Origin of the sequence: Pseudomonas sp. GW456-12-10-14-LB2 (assembly GCF_002884345.1) — a bacterium.
Lineage (GTDB): Bacteria > Pseudomonadota > Gammaproteobacteria > Pseudomonadales > Pseudomonadaceae > Aquipseudomonas > Aquipseudomonas paraglycinae.
Window position 1 is genome coordinate 81,441 of sequence record NZ_POHV01000025.1, and the last position, 17,443, is coordinate 98,883.

Consider the following 17,443-nt stretch of genomic DNA (forward strand, 5'->3'; position numbering starts at 1 on the left):
ATGGCCATCAACCCGATGAAACGCTTGTTTGATCGTCTGACAGGGCTCTAATTCAGGGTCTTGAGAAGATCGTTACCAGCTCGGTTTCAGCGGTTATCAGTGGTTTCCAGCTGCCCGTCCCAACCACCGCCCAGCGCTGCGATCAACTGCACGCTGGCAATCAAACGGCTCTGCAGGATATTCAGGACAGTGCGTTCATTACTCAACGCCGTCGCCTGCACCGTCACCACGTCGAGATAAGCAATCACCCCGGCCTTGTACTGGTTTTCAGTCAGACGCAACGAGTCCCGCGCCGCATCGAGGGCTTCCTGGCGGACGGCCGCTTCGTCTTCGTACACCTTCAATTGCACCAGATAGTTTTCCACTTCGCGGAAACCGTCGAGCACGGTCTGGCGGTATTTGGCCACGGTCTGGTCGTACACGGCTTCGGTGCGGTCGACTTCGGCCGAGCGGATGCCGCCGTCGAACAGCGGCAGGGTCATTTTCGGCCCCACCGACCAGAAGCGGTTCGGCAGGCTGATCAGGTTCTGCGAGGTACTGCTGCTGTAGCCGCCGCTCAGGCTCAGGCTGAAGTCCGGGTAGTACGCGGCCTTGGCCACGCCGATGTTGGCGTTGGCCGCAATCACCGAGCGCTCGGCCGAGGCGATGTCCGGACGGCGCTCGAGCAACTGCGACGGCAGACTCAGCGGGATCTGCGGCAGCTTGGGAATGTCCTGGGTTTCGGCAATGTTGAATTCGGCGGGCGGCTGGCCGGTCAGTACCGCGATGGCGTTTTCGAACTGCGCCCGTTGCCAGATCAGGTCGACCAGATCGCCCTGAGTGGTTTTCAGCTGGGTCTGTGCCTGCGCCACCGCGTCACGCCCGGAAACCCCGGCGTTGTACTGGTTCATGGTCATTTTAAGCGAGCGCTCATAGGCGGCCACTGTCGATTCGAGCAAGCGTTTCTGCTGATCGATCACCCGCAGTTGCAGGTAGTTCTGCACCAGTTCCGACTGCTGGCTCAAGCGCATCGCCGCCAGATCGGCGTAGCTCGCCTGGGCGCTGGCTTCATTGGCTTCAAGGCCACGACGCAACTTGCCCCAGACATCCGCTTCCCAACTCACGCCCAGTTGCGCGTTGTAAGTGTCACGGATACCGCTGGAGGAACTGCTCAGGCTCGAACTGCTGCTGCCGGTGCCCTGGCTGGAACGGGTCTTGCCGGCGCTCAGATCGACACTCGGGTAAAACGCCCCGCGCGCGCTGCGCACCAAGGCCTGGGCCTGACGGTACTGGGCTTCGGACTGGGCGACGGTCTGGTTCGAGCTGTTGAGTTTCTCGATCAGCTCGTTGAGCTGACGGTCGCCATACAGCTCCCACCAGGCACCGCGTGCCAGGGAATCGCTCGGGTTGGCCTGACGCCAGCCTTCGGCTTCCTTGTACTGGGCGATTTCGGCGGTCTGCGGGCGCTGGTAGTCCGGGCCGACGGCGCACGCACTGAGCATCGCCACGCACAGCGACAGGCTCAGCAGACGCGAGCCGCGAACGGTAGCCAGATTGATAAGCGAACGGTCAGTCATAGCGGAGTTTCCAGAGCGGCATCGGTGCGCACGCCACGCCATTTGTTGAAACGATGGCGCAGCTTGTCGAGATAGAGGTAAACCACAGGCGTGGTGTAAAGGGTCAGCACCTGGCTGAAAACCAGCCCGCCGATGATGGTCAGGCCCAGCGGCTGGCGCATTTCCGCGCCTTCGGCCCGGCTCAGCAGCAACGGCAAGGCGCCGAGGATCGCTGCCAGCGTGGTCATCAGGATCGGCCGCAAGCGTTGCAGACAGGCGCTGCGGATCGACTCCAGCGGCGCCATGCCTTGATGACGCTCCAGTTGCAGCGCCAGGTCGATCATCAGGATCGCGTTCTTCTTCACCACACCGATCAGCAGGAACAGCCCGAGCAGCGAGATCAGGCTGAATTCGCCGCCCAGTACATAGATCGACAGCAACGCACCGACCCCGGCCGACGGCAATGTCGACAGAATCGTCAACGGATGAATGTAGCTTTCATACAGCACACCCAGCACCAGATACACCGCCAGCAGCGCACCGAGGATCATGAACGGCTGGCTCTTCTGAGTGGCGGCGAAAGCGTCGGCTGTACCGGCCATTTTTGCGATCACGTCTTCGGGCAAGCCAACCTTGGCAATCGCCCGCTCGATGGCCGCACTGCCCTGCTCCACTGTCACGCCTTCGGCCATGTCGAAGGAAATGCTCTCGGAGGCGAACTGGCCTTCGTGGCTGACCCGGTCGTCTTCCAGGCTGTTTTCATAATGGGCGAAGGTCGACAGCGGAATCCGCGCACCGTCGGCGGTGATTACCTGAACCTGCTTGAGTGTCACCGGATCCTGAGCGTATTTCGGATTGACCTCCATCACCACCTGATACTGGTTGAGGCTGTCGTAGATCGTGGAAATCTGCCGCTGACTGTAGGCGTTGTTGAGCACGGCCGTGACCATGTTCATATCCACGCCCAGGCGCTTGGCCTGATCGCGGTCGACGATCAGCGTCACCTGCTGCGCACCGCGTCCTTCACGGGCGTCGATGGCAGTCAGTTCCGGCAAGGCGCGCAGCGCGGTGACCACTTTCGGGTACCACTCGCGTAAGGCGCCCAGATCACCACTTTGCAGGATGTAGCTGTACTGCGAAGTGGTCTGCTCGCGACCGCCGCCGAATTGCAGGTCCTGGTCAGCCATCAGCATCAACTGCGCACCGGCCACCTTGGGCATTTCCTTGCGCAGGCGCTCGATGACCTTCTGCGCCGAGATATTGCGCTCCTTGATCGGTTTCAGGCGCACCAGCATGAACGCGTTGTTGGTGCCGTTGGTGCCACCAATGAACCCGGCCACACTCTCGACCGCTGCGTCCTTGAGCACGGCGCGGCGGAACACTTCCATTTTCGGCTGCATCACGCTGAACGACAGACCGTCGTCACCGCGCACAAAACCAATCAACTGGCCGGTGTCCTGCTGCGGCATGAAGGTTTTCGGCACCACCACATAGAGAGCGACGTTGACCCCGACGGTGATGATCAGGCTCAGCAAGGTCAGTCGACGGTGGCGCAACACCCAGTCGAGGCTGGTGGCGTATTTGCCGACCATCCAGTCGTTGGTGCGGCGGCTCCAGCGTTGCAGGCGGTTTTCCTCACCCGGAGTATGGGGTTTGAGCCAGCGGGCGCAGAGCATCGGGGTCAGCGTCAGGGAAACCACCAGCGACACCACGATGGCTGCGGCCAGGGTGATTGAAAACTCGCGGAACAGGCTTTCGATGATCCCGCCCATGAACAGGATCGACAGGAACACCGCCACCAGCGAGACGTTCATCGACAGCAAGGTGAAACCGACTTCCTTGGCCCCGAGGTACGCGGCCTTTATCGGTTTGACACCTTCGTCGATGTGCCGGGAAATGTTCTCCAGCACCACAATGGCATCGTCCACCACCAGCCCGGTGGCGAGAATCAGCGCCATCAGTGACAGGTTGTTCAGCGAGAATCCGTAGAGGTACATCACCGCGAAGGTGCCGACCAGCGACACCGGCACCGCCAACGTCGGAATCAGGGACGCGCGGAAGTTACCGAGAAACAGGAACACCACCAGAATCACCAGCGCCACGGCGATCAGCAGGGTCATTTCCGCTTCGTGCAGGGTGGCCTTGATCACCGGCGAACGATCCATCGCCAGGTTCAGTTTGACGCTGGCCGGCAGCACCGCCTGCAACGCCGGCAACTGGGCCTTGATCTCGTTGACCGTCTCGATGATGTTGGCACCGGCCTGGCGGTTGATCACCAACAGCACCGCCGCGTCATCGTTGAAGAAACCGCTGTTGTAGCGGTCTTCCACGTCGTCGCTGACCTTGGCCACGTCTTTCAGACGCAGGGCCGCGCCGCCGTTGTAGTGGATGATCAGCGATTCGTAATCCTTGGCTTTCTCCAACTGGTCGTTGGCCTGGATCTGCCACAGACGCTGGTCGTCCTCGACCGAACCCTTGGGCCGGCGCACGTTGGCTTCGGCGATGGTCTTGCGCACATCGTCCAGCGCCACGCCGTACTGGTTCAGCGCCTGGGGTTCGAGTTCGATGCGCACCGCCGGCAGGGAACTGCCGCCGATCTGCACTTCGCCGACGCCCTGCACCTGGGACAGGCTCTGGGACAGAATCGTCGACGCCAGGTCATAGAGCTGGCCTTTTTCCAGCACGTCCGACGTCAGCGACAACACCATGATCGGTGCCTGCGACGGGTTGACCTTCTTGTAGGTCGGCATGCTGCGCATCCCGCTCGGCAGCAGGTTGCGCGAGGCGTTGATCGCCGCCTGCACTTCCCGCGCCGCGCCGTTGATGTCGCGGTCGAGATCAAATTGCAGGATGACCCGGGTCGAGCCCTGGCTGGAACGACTGCTCATGGTATTGACGCCGGCAATGGCGCCGAACGAGCGCTCCAGCGGCGTGGCCACGGTGGACGCCATGACTTCCGGACTGGCGCCGGGCAGGCTGGCCTGCACCACGATCACCGGGAAGTCCATTTGCGGCAGCGGCGACACCGGCAGCAGGCCGAAGCTCACACCGCCCAGCAGCATGATCGCCAGGCTCAGGAGCATGGTCGCCACCGGACGCTTGATGAAAGGACCGGACAGGTTCATGGCTGTTCCACCGGCTCCACGGCCGAAGGAGCACGACCCCAGCGCCGGCCGAGACGATCGAAGTACAGGTAGATCACCGGCGTGGTGAACAGCGTCAGCACCTGACTCACCAGCAACCCGCCGACCATCACCAGACCCAGCGGTTGACGCAATTCAGCGCCGGAACCGGTGGCCAGCATCAACGGCACAGCGCCGAACAGCGCAGCCAGCGTCGTCATCAGAATCGGCCGGAAACGCAACAGCGCCGCCTGATAGATCGCCTGCTCCGGCGCCATACCCTGAGTGCGTTCGGCGTCGAGGGCGAAGTCGATCATCATGATCGCGTTCTTCTTCACGATACCGATCAGCAGGATGATGCCGATGATCGCGATCATCCCCAGGTCATTGCCACTGAGCAGCAACGCCAACAAGGCCCCGACCGCCGCCGACGGCAAGGTCGACAGGATGGTGATCGGGTGAATGTAGCTCTCGTAAAGCACGCCCAGCACGATGTACATCGTCACCACCGCCGCCAGAATCAGCAGCAAGGTGCTCGACAGCGATGCCTGGAACGCTTCGGCGGCGCCCTGGAACTGGGTCTGCACGCCGATCGGCATGCCGATGTCCTTCTGCACCTGCTCGATGATGTCCACCGCATGCCCCAACGCCACGCCGGGCGCGAGGTTGAACGACATCATTACCGCCGGGAACTGGCCGATGTGGGTGATCGCCAGTTGCGCCTGCCGCTCCTCGACGTGGGCCAGACTCGACAACCGCACCTGACCGCCATCGGTGGTCTTGACGTGAATCTGATCCAGCGCCTGCGGGCCGATCTTCTCCCCGGCCTGTGCTTGCAGCACCACGCGGTACTGGCTGGCCTGGGTGTAAATGGTCGAAATCTGCCGTTGGCCGAACGCGTCGTACAGCGCATCGGTGATGTTCGACACCGACACGCCCAGCCGTGAAGCAGCGTCGCGGTCGATCACCAGGAACACCTGCAAACCCTTGTCCTGCAAGTCACTGGCAACGTCGGTCAGTTCCGGCCGCTGAGCCAGGGCCTCGACCAGACGGCCGCTCCACAGGCTGAGCAATTCGGAATCCGGCGAGGACATGCTGAACTGGTATTGGGTACGGCTGACGCGGTCTTCGATGGTCAGGTCCTGCACCGGCTGCATGAACAGACGGATGCCGACAAGCTTGTCCAACTGCGGTTGCAGGCGGGCAATCACTTCAGTCGCCGTCAGATCACGCTGGCCATGGGGTTTGAGATTGATCAGCAGCCGACCGCTGTTGAGCGTGGCGTTGTCGCCGTCGACCCCGATGTAGGACGACAGGCTTTCCACCGCCGGATCTTCCAGAATCACCTTGGCCAGCGCCTGCTGACGCTCGCCCATCGCCGCGAAGGAAATCGACTGCGGCGCTTCGGAAATGCCCTGGATCACCCCGGTGTCCTGCACCGGGAAGAAGCCCTTGGGCACCACCATATAAAGGAACACGGTCAGGGCCAGCGTGCCGATGGCCACCAGCAGGGTCAGCGGCTGGTGCTTGAGCACCCACTGCAACTTGCGCCCGTAAGCGGCGATCATCCAGTCGATGAAGGCACCACTGGCACGGTAGAAACGGCCCTGTTCATGTGCTTCCGGCTCACGCTTGAGCAGACGCGCGCACATCATCGGCGTCAGGGTCAGCGAGACCACCAGGGAAATCAGGATCGCCACCGCCAGGGTGATGGCGAATTCGCGGAACAACCGCCCCACGACGTCGGCCATGAACAGCAGCGGAATCAGTACCGCGATCAGCGACAGGGTCAGGGAAATCAGGGTGAAGCCGATCTGCTTCGCGCCCTTGAGCGCCGCCTGCATCGGGCTGTCGCCCTCCTCGATGAAACGCGCGATGTTTTCCAGCATCACGATCGCATCGTCGACCACAAAACCGGTGGCGATGGTCAGGGCCATCAAGGTCAGGTTGTTGACCGAGAACCCGGCCAGATACATCACGCCGAACGTACCAATCAGCGACAGCGGCACGGCCACCGACGGAATGATCGTGGCACTGGCACGCCGCAGGAACAGGAACGTCACCATCACCACCAGCGCGATGGCGATCAGCAGTTCATGTTGCACGTCGGTGACGGAGGCGCGGATGGTCTGGGTGCGGTCGGTCAGTACGACCACGTCGAGACCGGCCGGCAGGTTGTCGGTGATGCTCGGCAGCAGCGCCTTGATCCGGTCGACCACTTCGATCACGTTGGCGCCCGGCTGACGCTGGATGTTCAGCAGAACAGCCTGATTCTGGTTGGCCCACGCCGCCAGACGCTCGTTTTCGGCGCCGTCGACGATCTGCGCGACATCCTTGAGCCGCAGCGGCGCGCCGTTGGCGTAGGCCAGGATCAGGTTGGCGTAATCCTTGGGCGAGGTCAGCTGGTCATTGGCGTCGAGCATCGACACCCGGGTCGGGCCGTCAAAGTTGCCCTTGGGCTGGTTGACGTTTGACGCGCTGATCAGCGTGCGCACGTCAGACAGGTTCAGGCCGTTGGCCGCGAGAGCTTCCGGGTTGACCTTGATCCGCACCGCCTGACGCTGGCCGCCGGCAATGCTGACCATGCCGACGCCGCTGATCTGGGCGATCTTCTGCGCCATCCGCGTATCGACCAGGTCATTGAGCTTGGGTAGCAGCATGGTTTTCGAGGTGATGGCCAGGGTCAGCACCGGGGTGTCCGCCGGGTTGACCTTGTTGTACACCGGCGGCGCCGGCAAGTCGGTCGGCAACAGGTTGGTCGCGGCGTTGATCGCGGCCTGCACCTGCTGTTCGGCGACGTCCATGTTGATGTCGAGGCTGAAACGCAGGGTCAGCACTGACGCGCCGCCAGAACTGGTCGACGCCATCTGCGTGAGACCCGGCATCTGTCCGAACTGGCGCTCAAGCGGCGCGGTGACGGCGCTGGTCATCACGTCCGGACTGGCGCCCGGATACAGGGTCATGACCCGGATGGTCGGGTAATCGACCTGCGGCAAGGCCGAAACCGGCAGCAGGCGATAGGCGATCAGACCGGCCAGCACGATGGCCAGCATGCTCAGCGTGGTGGCGACCGGGCGGAGGATGAACAGACGCGAAATGTTCATGCGCCCTTCTTGGCCTTGTCGGTGACGGCGGCGTCAGGCGCGGTGGCGGCGGACTTGCCTTGCAGGTGTTCGGTCGGAGTGGTCGGCACATCCTTGCTGTCGTTGACCACTTCCACTTCACTGCCTTCCTTCAGACGGTCGGTGCCTTCCAGCACCACCCGGTCGCCGGCGGCCAGGCCTTCGGTGACCACCGTGTTTTCGCCGTCGCTGGCACCGATCTTCAATTGGCGGATGGTGACTTTCTTGTCGCCGTCCAGCGCGTAGACGAAGGTGCCGTTGGTGCCGAACTGAATGGCGGCCGATGGAGCCAGCACCACACCTTTCAAGGTGTCAGCCAGCAGGTGAACGTTGACGAACTGGTTGGGGAACAGCGACTGATCGCGGTTCTCGTAGCGCGCCTTGAATTTCAGGGTGCCGGTGGTCACGTCGATCTGGTTGTCGAGACTTTGCAGTACACCGGTGGCTTGCAGTTTCGTGTCGCCACGATCCCAGGCCTCGGCCGGCAGTTTGGCGCCGCTGCGGTAGCGGGCGAGTACGGTTTCCAGGCTGTTTTCCGGCAGGGTGAAGGCGACGCTGATCGGCTGGGTCTGAGTGATGACCGCCAGGAACGTGGTGTCGTTGGCCGCCACGAGGTTGCCGACGTCGAGCTGACGCAGGCCGACGCGACCGGCAATCGGTGCGCGGATCTTGGTGAATTCGAGATTGAGCTTGGCGTCGTTGACCGCCGCCTGATTGGTCTTCACGGTGCCGAGGTACTGGCCGACCAGCGCTTCAGCGGTGTCCAGTGTCTGCTTGGCGATGCTGTCTTCCTTGTAAAGACCGCGATAACGCTCGACATCGACCTGGGCGTTCTTCAACTGCGCCTGGTTCTGCAGCAAGGTGCCTTCGGCCTGAAGCAAGGCGTTCTGGTAGGGGCGCGGGTCGATCTCTGCCAGCAGGTCGCCGGCCTTGACCATTTGCCCTTCCTCGAAATAGATCTTCACCAGTTCGCCACCGACCCGGCTGCGCACATTGATGGTGTTGAGCGCCGTCACCGTGCCCAGGGCCTTGTAGTACAGCGGGAAGTCCCCGGTGACCGCCGGCGCCACGCGCACTGGAATCGGCCCTGCCGCCCCGCCGAAGCCCGGACGCATCATCCCCGAACGGCCGGTGTGACCGGCCTGCGCCTTCTCGCCGCCCTCCTTGTGGGTCGAGCCGGCGGGCCAGAATTTCCAGCACAGACCGGCAATGACCAGCAGGACAAGCAGGCTCAACAGCCAGCGACGGGAATTTCGGGAAGACGATTGCATGGAGTGATTAACCATTGGGCGCGTGGGCTTCTTTTACGGGAGGCTGAACGATAAGCACTGGTGGGGATTTAGCAAAGCAGCTTTACCGGCAATTTACCTTCCACTTACGTTTCAAGGTGTGAGGCAAAACACTGATACACAAATGAAAACGGCCTGGACAGAGCCAGGCCGTTAACAATTGTAAAAGCGCTTACTTGAGAACGGACAGCGCCGCTTCGTAGTTAGGCTCTTCAGCAATTTCCTTGACCAGTTCGCTGTGCAGGACGTTGTCGTTTTCGTCCAGTACAACCACCGCACGGGCGGTCAGGCCTTTCAGCGGGCCGTCAGCGATGGCCACGCCGTAGTTCTCGAGGAACTCGGTGCCGCGCAGGGTCGACAGGTTTTGTACGTTTTCCAGGCCTTCGGCGCCGCAGAAGCGAGCCTGGGCGAACGGCAGGTCAGCCGAGATGCACAGCACTACGGTGTTGCTGATGTCGTTGGCCTGAGCGTTGAACTTGCGCACGGAGGTGGCGCAGGTCGGGGTGTCGACGCTTGGGAAGATGTTCAGCACTTTGCGCTTGCCGGCGAAGTCTTTCAGGGTGACGTCGGACAGATTGCCGGCTACCAGGGAAAAGGCTGGCGCCTTGGAACCGGCTTGTGGCAGTTGGCCGTTGACTTGAACCGGGTTGCCTTTGAGCGTGACTTGAGCCATGAACGGAGTCCTTCTTAACGTTGTTGGGAAAGCATGCAAGAGGCAGAAGTTAACCACGAAATTGTCCGACGACCTATGCCTGGACTGAAATTGTCATGTGCTGGCACGCAAAACTGGATACACATTCTCCAGTAGCCCCACATCCCCGCCCTCAAAGAGGGTGATGCTTGTTAAAACGCAAGTCTGCGTCTTTTCTTTAACGACCTGTCGATTCAGACCCCGGCCGTTCGACTAAGCCATGAATCCCTCACTCACCTGCGGAGAAACACCATGCGCTTCATGATCATTGTCAAAGCCAGCCACGACTCCGAAGCCGGCGTGATGCCCAGCGAACAATTGCTGACCGACATGGGCAACTACAACGAACAACTGGCCAAGGCCGGCATTCTGGTGTCCGCCGACGGCCTGCACCCCAGCAGCAAGGGCGCCCGTGTGCGCTTCAGCGGTGAAAACCGCAGCGTGATCGACGGCCCGTTCGCCGAAACCAAGGAGCTGATCGCCGGTTACTGGATCTGGGACGTGAAGTCGAAAGAGGAGGCCATCGAGTGGGTCAAGCGTTGCCCGAATCCCATGCCGGGCACTGAATCGGAAATCGAGATTCGCCAGGTCTTCAGCCCGGAAGATTTCGGCGCCGAGTTCACCCCGGAACTGCGCGAGCAGGAAGAACGCATCCGCGAACAAGCCAAAAAACACTGAGGCCCCGAATCGGGAGCGTGAGCATTTTCTGCATGGCCGATGACGACTGAGCGAGACACGAGGACTTTTCGACGCGAAACAGGTAGGGTGCGCAACATCACAATGCCACCACTGGATCGCGTCGCGGTTGTTATGGAGTTGTCATCGCAATGAGTTGCTGGACCGTCCTTGGCCTGTCGGCCGACGCCGATGTGCGCACTATCAAACGCCAATATGCCGTCCTGCTCAAACAGACCCGCCCCGACGACGACCCCGAGGGTTTCCAGCGGCTGCGTGATGCCTATGAGCAGGCGCTGGCGTACAAGGAATGGCAGCAGTATCACGAGCAGAATCAGGATGAAGAGCAGGAACAGGGTATTGAAGAATCCTGGGACCTGAGCGGCCTCACCGTGGTCGAGGTCGATGCCCTGCAACTGGCGACCCGCTCGCTGGACGGGCTCAGCGTTGAAGAGCTGAATCATCGCCATGCCGTCACCCTCGAACAGGGTTGCGCACATTTCTTCGAAGACACGGTGCTGCATCATTGCATTGAACACCCTGAGACTTCGCAGACGTTGGTGGACTGGGCCATCCCGACCTTCTTCTGGTTCAGCGCCTGGCAACGCCTGGAGCTGGACGAAATATCGATTGACCTGTTGCTGGATCAACAACGCGCGCGCATTGCGCAACCGATGCGTGATGCGCTCGAACGGGAAGACGTCGACGGATTTCTCCAAGCCTATGCCCGCTGCGCGGATTTCAACTGGTTGGCGATTCAGCAACATCAGGAATGGTTCAACCGTGCCCTGAGCCATTTGCTGCTGGATGCCCCGGTCTGGTTTCCCGAGATTTTCGAACGGGTGCGCACCGGTCAGGGCTGGCACGGCTGCACCGGAAATCCCTGCCCTGACGGCGAATGGCAACGCCTGCTGGCTCGCCAGAATGCGCCGCTTTTCCTGGCTCACCAGCAACAACTGGCCACGGAGCCCGCCGTCACCCCCGGACACCGCGCCGCCCGCCTGCTGCTGGGCACCGGCTCGTTCAGCGCCCGCCGCGCACTGGCCCGACGCCTGAGCGAAGACGACTGGGCGCAGTGTCGCAAGTTGAGTTCCGAGTTGTACGCCAATCACCCCAAGGTCTGCGCACAGATGCCCGGCGGCACGGCGTTTTTCTGGCGTGACTGGGAGCTGAGCTTCAACGACTGGCCGACCTACGTGGGCGTGGTATTGGCCTGCCTGATCGGCGCGTTCACTCATTACATTCCGCTGGGCGTGCGGCTCAGCGGGTTGATCAACATCGTCATGATTTCGACTGTGGTGTTCGGCGTGATCGTGGCCGGGCTCAATTGGCTGGTGCACAACCTCGCCCATCGCGTATGGCGGCTGGATGACCGGCTCAGCGCTGCTCTTTGCCCCGGAGTTTTCAAAGACTCGCCGCCGTTCGGCGTGCTGCGTGACCTGGTGCCCGGCGCGTTGATGGTGGCCGGGCTCGGCTGGTTTTTCGGCCCGATTGCCGGCGGGGTGTACGCCGCGACCCTGACGACCTTCGGACTGGTTCGCCGCTGGCAGTCCAGGCCCCGGGTGTCCTGGGAAGAGAGCCGAACAGCCGTGAAAGTCGGCGTGACGATCCTCGGGATTGTGGTGCTGTCCCTCGTGCTCGGCGTATTCAAAGTGGTCGCCAGCCAAGGCACGGTCAATCGCAATCAGGGTCTGCAACCCTGGACCGAACGTTTGTGCAGCCGCTTGCCGGCCACCACCGCCGAATGCAGCGCACCGGCCACCGTTGAACAGTGGTACGGCAAGGAGGCGCACCCATGACCACGAGAGTGATGTTTTGCGTCGGTATTTTCTTCGCGCTGGTGGTGATGGCGCTGACGAGTGCGACCCGCCCTTTCCTGCAACTCGATCTCTGGCTGGATGGGCGCGATGCACCGATCACCGCCCAGGCCAATGCCCTGAGCCCGGTGATCGCCTGCGTCAACCGGATCGACGTGCAATGGCGAGTGGCCTACGACCGCTACAAGAACCCTCAACCGCCCTTGCCCCGCGACCAACGCTGGCTGAAGAGCCTCAAGGATTTCGACGACAGTGACGCGTTCAATGTGCGCGACATTCAGCGCGATGTCTGCGGTCAGGGCCTCACGGAAAAACTCGATCTTCTGGCGTGGCAACCTGAACTGGCGCGACAGGCGAACGAGTACGTCCGGGCGCTGAGTCACGTCACGACCACCATTGCCCCCACGCGTTTTTACCGAGAGGCGAGTTTCACCTCCGGGTCGCAACAGCCTTCCCCTGGAGAACTCGCCGCGATCGAGCGCGTTTCACAGGAATACATCGGCGCCTCGGCGGCTCTGCGGCAAAGCCTGCTGCCGCTCGACGCCGCGCAACGTCCTGAACAGCTCAAGCTGATCGAGGCGCGTCTGGGCAGGGACATTCATTGGGACTTGCTGGCGTACATGATTCAGGCGCGGGAGACTGTCGACGTGCTCGACGAAGCGATGAAAAACCGCACTCTGACCCCAAAATTGCTGGCCGACACCACCGCGAAGTTGCAACAGGCGTGGAACCGTCGCGAACCCTGGCTCGCACCGCGCACGGGTGGATTCCAGAACAAGACCGATGCCGCACGGGATCTGTGGCTGCGCATCGGCGAGCCGGGGCAAAGCTATCTCGAGGCGTTGAACACCCTGCAAGCAGACTGGCACAACCACGCTAAGCCCGAACGTTTGAGCGAGGACTACTACGCCGTGACCCGCCGTTACGACGGTTTGCTCAGCCATTACAACCGACTGGCGCGCGCCAGTTTCTGACGCCGTGCGCACGCCGGATCGCCCTCAGGGACGACCCGGCGTGCCGGTCTTACTTGGCCTTGAGCTTGAGGTAGGACTGATGCAGGTCCGACGCCCAGCCATCGATCACGCTTTTCACGTCATCGGCCTTCATCACCTGCGAATCGTTTTCCAGCGGTTTGCCAGTGCCCTTGCGCACCACCTGCGCCGCCACCTTGTTGGTGCCGCCATCGAGGAACACCGCTTCGGTCGCCAGCGTGGTTTCCTGATCGCGAATACCGCTGGCGGTGCTGACCGCTGCCGCCACCAACGCCACCGGAATCACTTCATAGGCATGCAGGCCTTCGGTCTTGCTGCTGACGGCGGTAATGGCCGCGCGCACCACAATCACGCCCGGCCCGGGGCCCGAGGCCAGCGGCAGGGATTTGCCCAGTTCACGCTTGAGCGCCTGATCGTAGTAGCTGGTGATGCCGTTGAGGGTCTGCTGCGGAATCTTCACGGTGGGTTGCGGTTTGGGATAGAGCTGGGTCGGTTCGACGTAGAAGCTGGTGAATTTGCCGATGTCGACTTTCGGGTCGATCCAGCGCATCACTTCGGCCCCCGACGGGGATTTGGCCTCCCTCAGCTGGCTGTAGTCCTTGAGGAAGCCTGAGTACTCGTCGGGTGCGACGGTTTTGCTGGAGCAGCCCACCACGCCCAGCGTGGCAATGCACAGGGTGCTCATCATTACGGCTAGCTTCATGCTGTAACTCCTGTCGGAAGGCCGAATTTATTGCGTCGGGGGAGTTACAGGTATAGCTAAATTCGCGCCGTTTGCGATCAGAAACCCCAACATTGCACAACGTCGGGTCCGGACCTTTGAAAGGTCCGGACCATCACAGGTGCTCAAGGCTTTCTTCTACCAGCTCGAAGTCTCACCACTTCTCAACGCCATCTCCCGCCGACTGTTCGCCCGCATCGCCTTGATCAGCGACACCGTGCCCACCAGCAAAATCGCCGCGCCAAACAGAAAATCAATGTTGTACAGCTGGAAATCCTGCACCGGCCCCACCAGCACCGTGCGCACCACGCCAATCCCCACCAGCGTGGCAAGGAAGTCGATTCCCGGCTCATCGCGGTAGAACACCAGCAGCAACGGCAGGCACAGCACCAGCAGCATCAACAGCACCACAACCTTGAACGAGCCTTTGCGCTCGACGCTGAACGCGCATTCGTGGGGGCCGTAGGCCTTGTAGTCCTCGTCGCGGATCATCGAGTTTTTCTCGTTGATGTAGTCGGCGCGGTTGTATTTCTGGATCGGCGTGAAGGTGTTGGACATCTCCATCAGCGTGGTGATGTTCTTGAAGCGCAGGTCGATGCGCTCGCTGCCCTTGAGGTAATACAGCACCGGTTTGTAGCCGTAGCGATAGGTGTCGAAGGGAAATTCGGTGACCCGGCCCTGAACGCTGATCGGGCGCGATTCGAGTTCGGCGAAGGCGCTCTTGTCGGTCGAGGCGAGGTTGCGGCTCAGGGGCAGGACTTTCACCTGTTCGAGGAAGATCGGCGTGACGCCAAACGACCACTGCAACGGTTCCAGGCGCAGACGCAGCTCGTTGCGGCCCAGGTCATAGCGGTTGAAGGTACGTTCGGAGACCACCACCGCGCCGCTGAGCATGAACTCGCCGCGCAGGTTGTTGGTGATGCGCAGGGTCAGTTGATCCTTGCCCAGCAGCGCCGCTTCGGTGTTCGGCGGCGTGCCGCACCAGGCGGTGCTTTCGCCGACGCCGCCGAGCTGACCGCCACGGTTTTCGTTGAACACATAGATGTAACCGGCCCACAGCGTCACCATCAGCAGCAACGCGGTGATGCCCAGAATTTTTTTGCCCGGACTCACTGATCAGACTCCCTTCTTCGTTCCGTCGTCCAGCCGAAAACCCGCTGGCGACGGGGACTCTACCAAAAGGCCACCATCGACCCAAGGAAAAATCCCCGATTCATCAGGGTTCTAAGGGTTTCCCCTGCATCACCTGCGCCGGAACAACGGTCGCGGCTCGATCACCGAGCGCCCGTACAACACGCTCATCCCGGCCAGGCCCTTGAGCGCATCCTCGGCGGATTTGTCCTCGCGCACCGCGAAGCTGTCGAAACCGCACTGGCGCATGTGGCTCAGTTGATCGCGCAGCACATCGCCGATGGCGCGCAACTCGCCTTTCCAGCCGAAACGTCTGCGCAGCAGATAGGCCTGGCTGTAGGCGCGGCCGTCGCGAAAGCTCGGGAAGTCGAGGGCGATCAGCGGCAGCGAGGTCAACCATGGCAACAGGCTTTCGACGCCGTCGTCGGGGCCGAGCCAGACCGCATGGGTCGAGGGCGATTCGAGCCAGTGGGCCAGCGGCAGAATCAGCATTTCAGTGCTGTCAGACGTTTCAGGCGAGCGGATCAGCGTCCACGGATCATCCAGCACGATGCGCGCCCCGCTCTCCTCCATGCGCAACAAATTGTTCATGCCGACACCTCCTGCGCTTTCGGATAAACCCGCTCCTTGAACGGCTCCAGTCCGATGCGCGCCACGGTATCGACGAACAGTTCTTCAGCCTCGCGATAACGGACGAAGGTGCCGATGATCCGCTCGATCACCTGCGGCACTTCGGCGGCGCTGAACGAGGGGCCGATGACCTTGCCCAGTGCGCTGTTCTTGCCTTGGGCGCCGCCAAGGGTGATCTGATACCACTCGCTGCCGTTTTTATCGACGCCGAGAATCCCGATGCTGCCGATGTGGTGATGGCCGCAGGCGTTCATGCAGCCGGAGATGTTGAGGCTGATGTCGCCCAGATCATGCAGGTAATCGAGGTTGTCGAAACGCGCCTGAATCGCTTGGGCAATCGGGATCGATTTGGCATTGGCCAGCGCACAGAAATCGCCCCCGGGGCAGGCAATGATATCGGTCAGCAGGCCGACGTTGGCGGCGCCCAGCCCCTGCTCTTTCGCCTGCTCCCACAGCGCATACAGCTGCGACTTGGGCACATCCGGCAGGACGATGTTCTGCTCGTGGGCGATGCGGATTTCGCCGAAACCGAAACGCTCGGACCAGTCAGCCACGGCCAACATCTGCGCATCGGTGACGTCCCCCGGCGGCGAGGCCAGGCCCGGTTTGGTCGACAGCACCACGCTGGTATAGCCCGGCACTTTGTGCGGTTGCACGTTGCGCGCGACCCAACGGGCGAACGCCGGGTTGTCGGCCAGGTGCGTGCCGAAATCCAGATCGGTGCCCGCCAGCGTGCGGTAGCTCGGCGGCACAAAGGCACTGGCGACCCGCTGGTATTCATCCTCGGTCAGTTGCGCCGGGCCGTCCTTGAGGTGTTGCCATTCCTCTTCGACTTCCTTGGCGAACGCCTCGATGCCCAGCGCCTTGACCAGAATCTTGATCCGCGCCTTGTACTTGTTGTCGCGCCGGCCGTGGCGATTGTAGACCCGCAGCACGGCTTCGACGTAGGACAGCAGGTGCTGCCACGGCAGGCCGTCGCGGATCTGCAATCCAAGGATCGGCGTGCGCCCCAGACCACCGCCGACGATCACTCGCAGCAGCATCTGGCCGTCACGGCCGGGGTAAAGGTAGAGGCCGATGTCGTGCATCATGATTGCCGCGCGATCCTGCTTCGCCGAGCAGATGGCGATCTTGAACTTGCGCGGAAGGAACAGGAATTCCGGGTTGATCGTCGACCATTGCCGCAGGATTTCCGCCAGCGGACGCGGGTCGATCAGCTCGTCCGCCGCGACCCCGGCGAAGGCTTCGGTGGTGATGTTGCGCACGCAATTGCCCGAGGTCTGGATCGCATGCATGTTGACCTGCGCCAGACGTTCGAGAATGTCCGGCACTTCTTGCAATTCGATCCAGTTGAACTGCATGTTCTGCCGGGTGGTGAAGTGGCCGTAGCCACGGTCGTAATCCCGGGCGATGCTCGCCAGGGTGCGCATCTGTTCGGCACTCAGCGTGCCGTAAGGAATGGCCACCCGCAGCATGTAAGCGTGTTTTTGCATGTACAGGCCGTTCTGCAGGCGCAGCGGCAGGAATTCCTCTTCGCTCAACTCCCCGGCCATGAAGCGCTCGACCTGATCGCGAAACTGCGCAACGCGCTCGAACACCAGCGCCCGGTCGTAATCATCGTATTGATACATGCAACTGCCACCTCATCAGGAGTTTCCTGTGGGAGCGAGCCTGCTCGCGATTGCGGTGTGTCAGGCAACTGCAATGTTGGCTGACAC

The 17,443-nt window shown here is 61.8% G+C and carries 12 protein-coding genes; 3 read left to right on the top strand and 9 right to left on the bottom strand.

Going from position 1 to position 17,443, the window contains the following annotated elements:
- Positions 1 to 86 precede the first annotated feature (86 nt).
- The 5 genes from C1X29_RS18285 to tpx form a co-directional block, all read right to left on the bottom strand.
- A complete protein-coding gene (locus C1X29_RS18285) occupies positions 87 to 1,556 on the bottom strand; it encodes an efflux transporter outer membrane subunit (protein WP_102718046.1) in 1,470 nt (489 codons plus the stop codon).
- A complete protein-coding gene (locus C1X29_RS18290) occupies positions 1,553 to 4,660 on the bottom strand; it encodes an efflux RND transporter permease subunit (protein ID WP_102718047.1) in 3,108 nt (1,035 codons plus the stop codon). Before C1X29_RS18290 ends, C1X29_RS18285 begins: the two co-directional genes overlap by 4 nt.
- A complete protein-coding gene (locus C1X29_RS18295; protein ID WP_007955054.1) occupies positions 4,657 to 7,761 on the bottom strand; it encodes an MdtB/MuxB family multidrug efflux RND transporter permease subunit in 3,105 nt (1,034 codons plus the stop codon). Before C1X29_RS18295 ends, C1X29_RS18290 begins: the two co-directional genes overlap by 4 nt.
- Positions 7,758 to 9,065 carry an MdtA/MuxA family multidrug efflux RND transporter periplasmic adaptor subunit gene (locus C1X29_RS18300; RefSeq protein ID WP_102718048.1) on the bottom strand — a complete coding sequence of 436 codons (1,308 nt, stop codon included), beginning with the start codon at positions 9,063 to 9,065 and terminating at the stop codon, positions 7,758 to 7,760. The genes C1X29_RS18295 and C1X29_RS18300 overlap by 4 nt, the downstream gene beginning before the upstream one ends.
- Positions 9,066 to 9,240: 175 nt before the next feature.
- Positions 9,241 to 9,741, bottom strand: coding sequence for a thiol peroxidase (gene tpx, locus C1X29_RS18305; protein ID WP_011333939.1), 501 nt, complete (start codon positions 9,739 to 9,741; stop codon positions 9,241 to 9,243).
- A gap of 270 nt (positions 9,742 to 10,011) precedes the next feature.
- Here tpx and C1X29_RS18310 point away from each other — a divergent pair, with 270 nt between their 5' ends.
- From C1X29_RS18310 to C1X29_RS18320, 3 genes are all read left to right on the top strand, one after another.
- Positions 10,012 to 10,437: a YciI family protein gene (locus C1X29_RS18310; protein ID WP_085604104.1), complete on the top strand. Its 426-nt coding sequence runs from the start codon at positions 10,012 to 10,014 to the stop codon at positions 10,435 to 10,437.
- Between the two features lie 149 nt (positions 10,438 to 10,586).
- Complete coding sequence (locus C1X29_RS18315; protein WP_102718049.1) at positions 10,587 to 12,233, top strand: J domain-containing protein; 1,647 nt, start codon at positions 10,587 to 10,589, stop codon at positions 12,231 to 12,233.
- Positions 12,230 to 13,225 (top strand): DUF3829 domain-containing protein, encoded by a 996-nt coding sequence (locus tag C1X29_RS18320; RefSeq protein WP_102718050.1) that lies wholly within the window; start codon positions 12,230 to 12,232, stop codon positions 13,223 to 13,225. Before C1X29_RS18315 ends, C1X29_RS18320 begins: the two co-directional genes overlap by 4 nt.
- A gap of 49 nt (positions 13,226 to 13,274) precedes the next feature.
- Here C1X29_RS18320 and C1X29_RS18325 read toward each other — a convergent pair whose 3' ends face one another.
- The 4 genes from C1X29_RS18325 to C1X29_RS18340 form a co-directional block, all read right to left on the bottom strand.
- Positions 13,275 to 13,946 carry a DUF3313 domain-containing protein gene (locus C1X29_RS18325; protein ID WP_011333935.1) on the bottom strand — a complete coding sequence of 224 codons (672 nt, stop codon included), beginning with the start codon at positions 13,944 to 13,946 and terminating at the stop codon, positions 13,275 to 13,277.
- Between the two features lie 156 nt (positions 13,947 to 14,102).
- Complete coding sequence (locus C1X29_RS18330) at positions 14,103 to 15,077, bottom strand: hypothetical protein (protein ID WP_064381826.1); 975 nt, start codon at positions 15,075 to 15,077, stop codon at positions 14,103 to 14,105.
- Positions 15,078 to 15,206: 129 nt separating this feature from the next.
- Entirely contained in the window at positions 15,207 to 15,686 is a 480-nt protein-coding gene (locus C1X29_RS18335) for a DUF934 domain-containing protein (protein ID WP_085745841.1), read from the bottom strand.
- The gene (locus C1X29_RS18340) at positions 15,683 to 17,356 is read right to left on the bottom strand and encodes a nitrite/sulfite reductase (RefSeq protein ID WP_102718051.1); all 1,674 of its coding nucleotides are present in this window, start codon (positions 17,354 to 17,356) and stop codon (positions 15,683 to 15,685) included. The genes C1X29_RS18335 and C1X29_RS18340 overlap by 4 nt, the downstream gene beginning before the upstream one ends.
- Positions 17,357 to 17,443 lie beyond the last annotated feature (87 nt).

Excerpts from the sequence above, each read along its gene's own strand:
- C1X29_RS18290 (WP_102718047.1), bottom strand. The coding sequence starts at position 4,660 with ATGAACCTGTCCGGTCCTTTCATCAAGCGTCCGGTGGCGACCATGCTC.
- C1X29_RS18315 (WP_102718049.1), top strand. The coding sequence starts at position 10,587 with ATGAGTTGCTGGACCGTCCTTGGCCTGTCGGCCGACGCCGATGTGCGC.
- C1X29_RS18335 (WP_085745841.1), bottom strand. The coding sequence starts at position 15,686 with ATGAACAATTTGTTGCGCATGGAGGAGAGCGGGGCGCGCATCGTGCTG.
- C1X29_RS18320 (WP_102718050.1), top strand. The coding sequence starts at position 12,230 with ATGACCACGAGAGTGATGTTTTGCGTCGGTATTTTCTTCGCGCTGGTG.
- C1X29_RS18295 (WP_007955054.1), bottom strand. The coding sequence starts at position 7,761 with ATGAACATTTCGCGTCTGTTCATCCTCCGCCCGGTCGCCACCACGCTG.
- tpx (WP_011333939.1), bottom strand. The coding sequence starts at position 9,741 with ATGGCTCAAGTCACGCTCAAAGGCAACCCGGTTCAAGTCAACGGCCAA.
- C1X29_RS18325 (WP_011333935.1), bottom strand. The coding sequence starts at position 13,946 with ATGAAGCTAGCCGTAATGATGAGCACCCTGTGCATTGCCACGCTGGGC.
- C1X29_RS18340 (WP_102718051.1), bottom strand. The coding sequence starts at position 17,356 with ATGTATCAATACGATGATTACGACCGGGCGCTGGTGTTCGAGCGCGTT.
- C1X29_RS18285 (WP_102718046.1), bottom strand. The coding sequence starts at position 1,556 with ATGACTGACCGTTCGCTTATCAATCTGGCTACCGTTCGCGGCTCGCGT.
- C1X29_RS18310 (WP_085604104.1), top strand. The coding sequence starts at position 10,012 with ATGCGCTTCATGATCATTGTCAAAGCCAGCCACGACTCCGAAGCCGGC.
- C1X29_RS18300 (WP_102718048.1), bottom strand. The coding sequence starts at position 9,065 with ATGGTTAATCACTCCATGCAATCGTCTTCCCGAAATTCCCGTCGCTGG.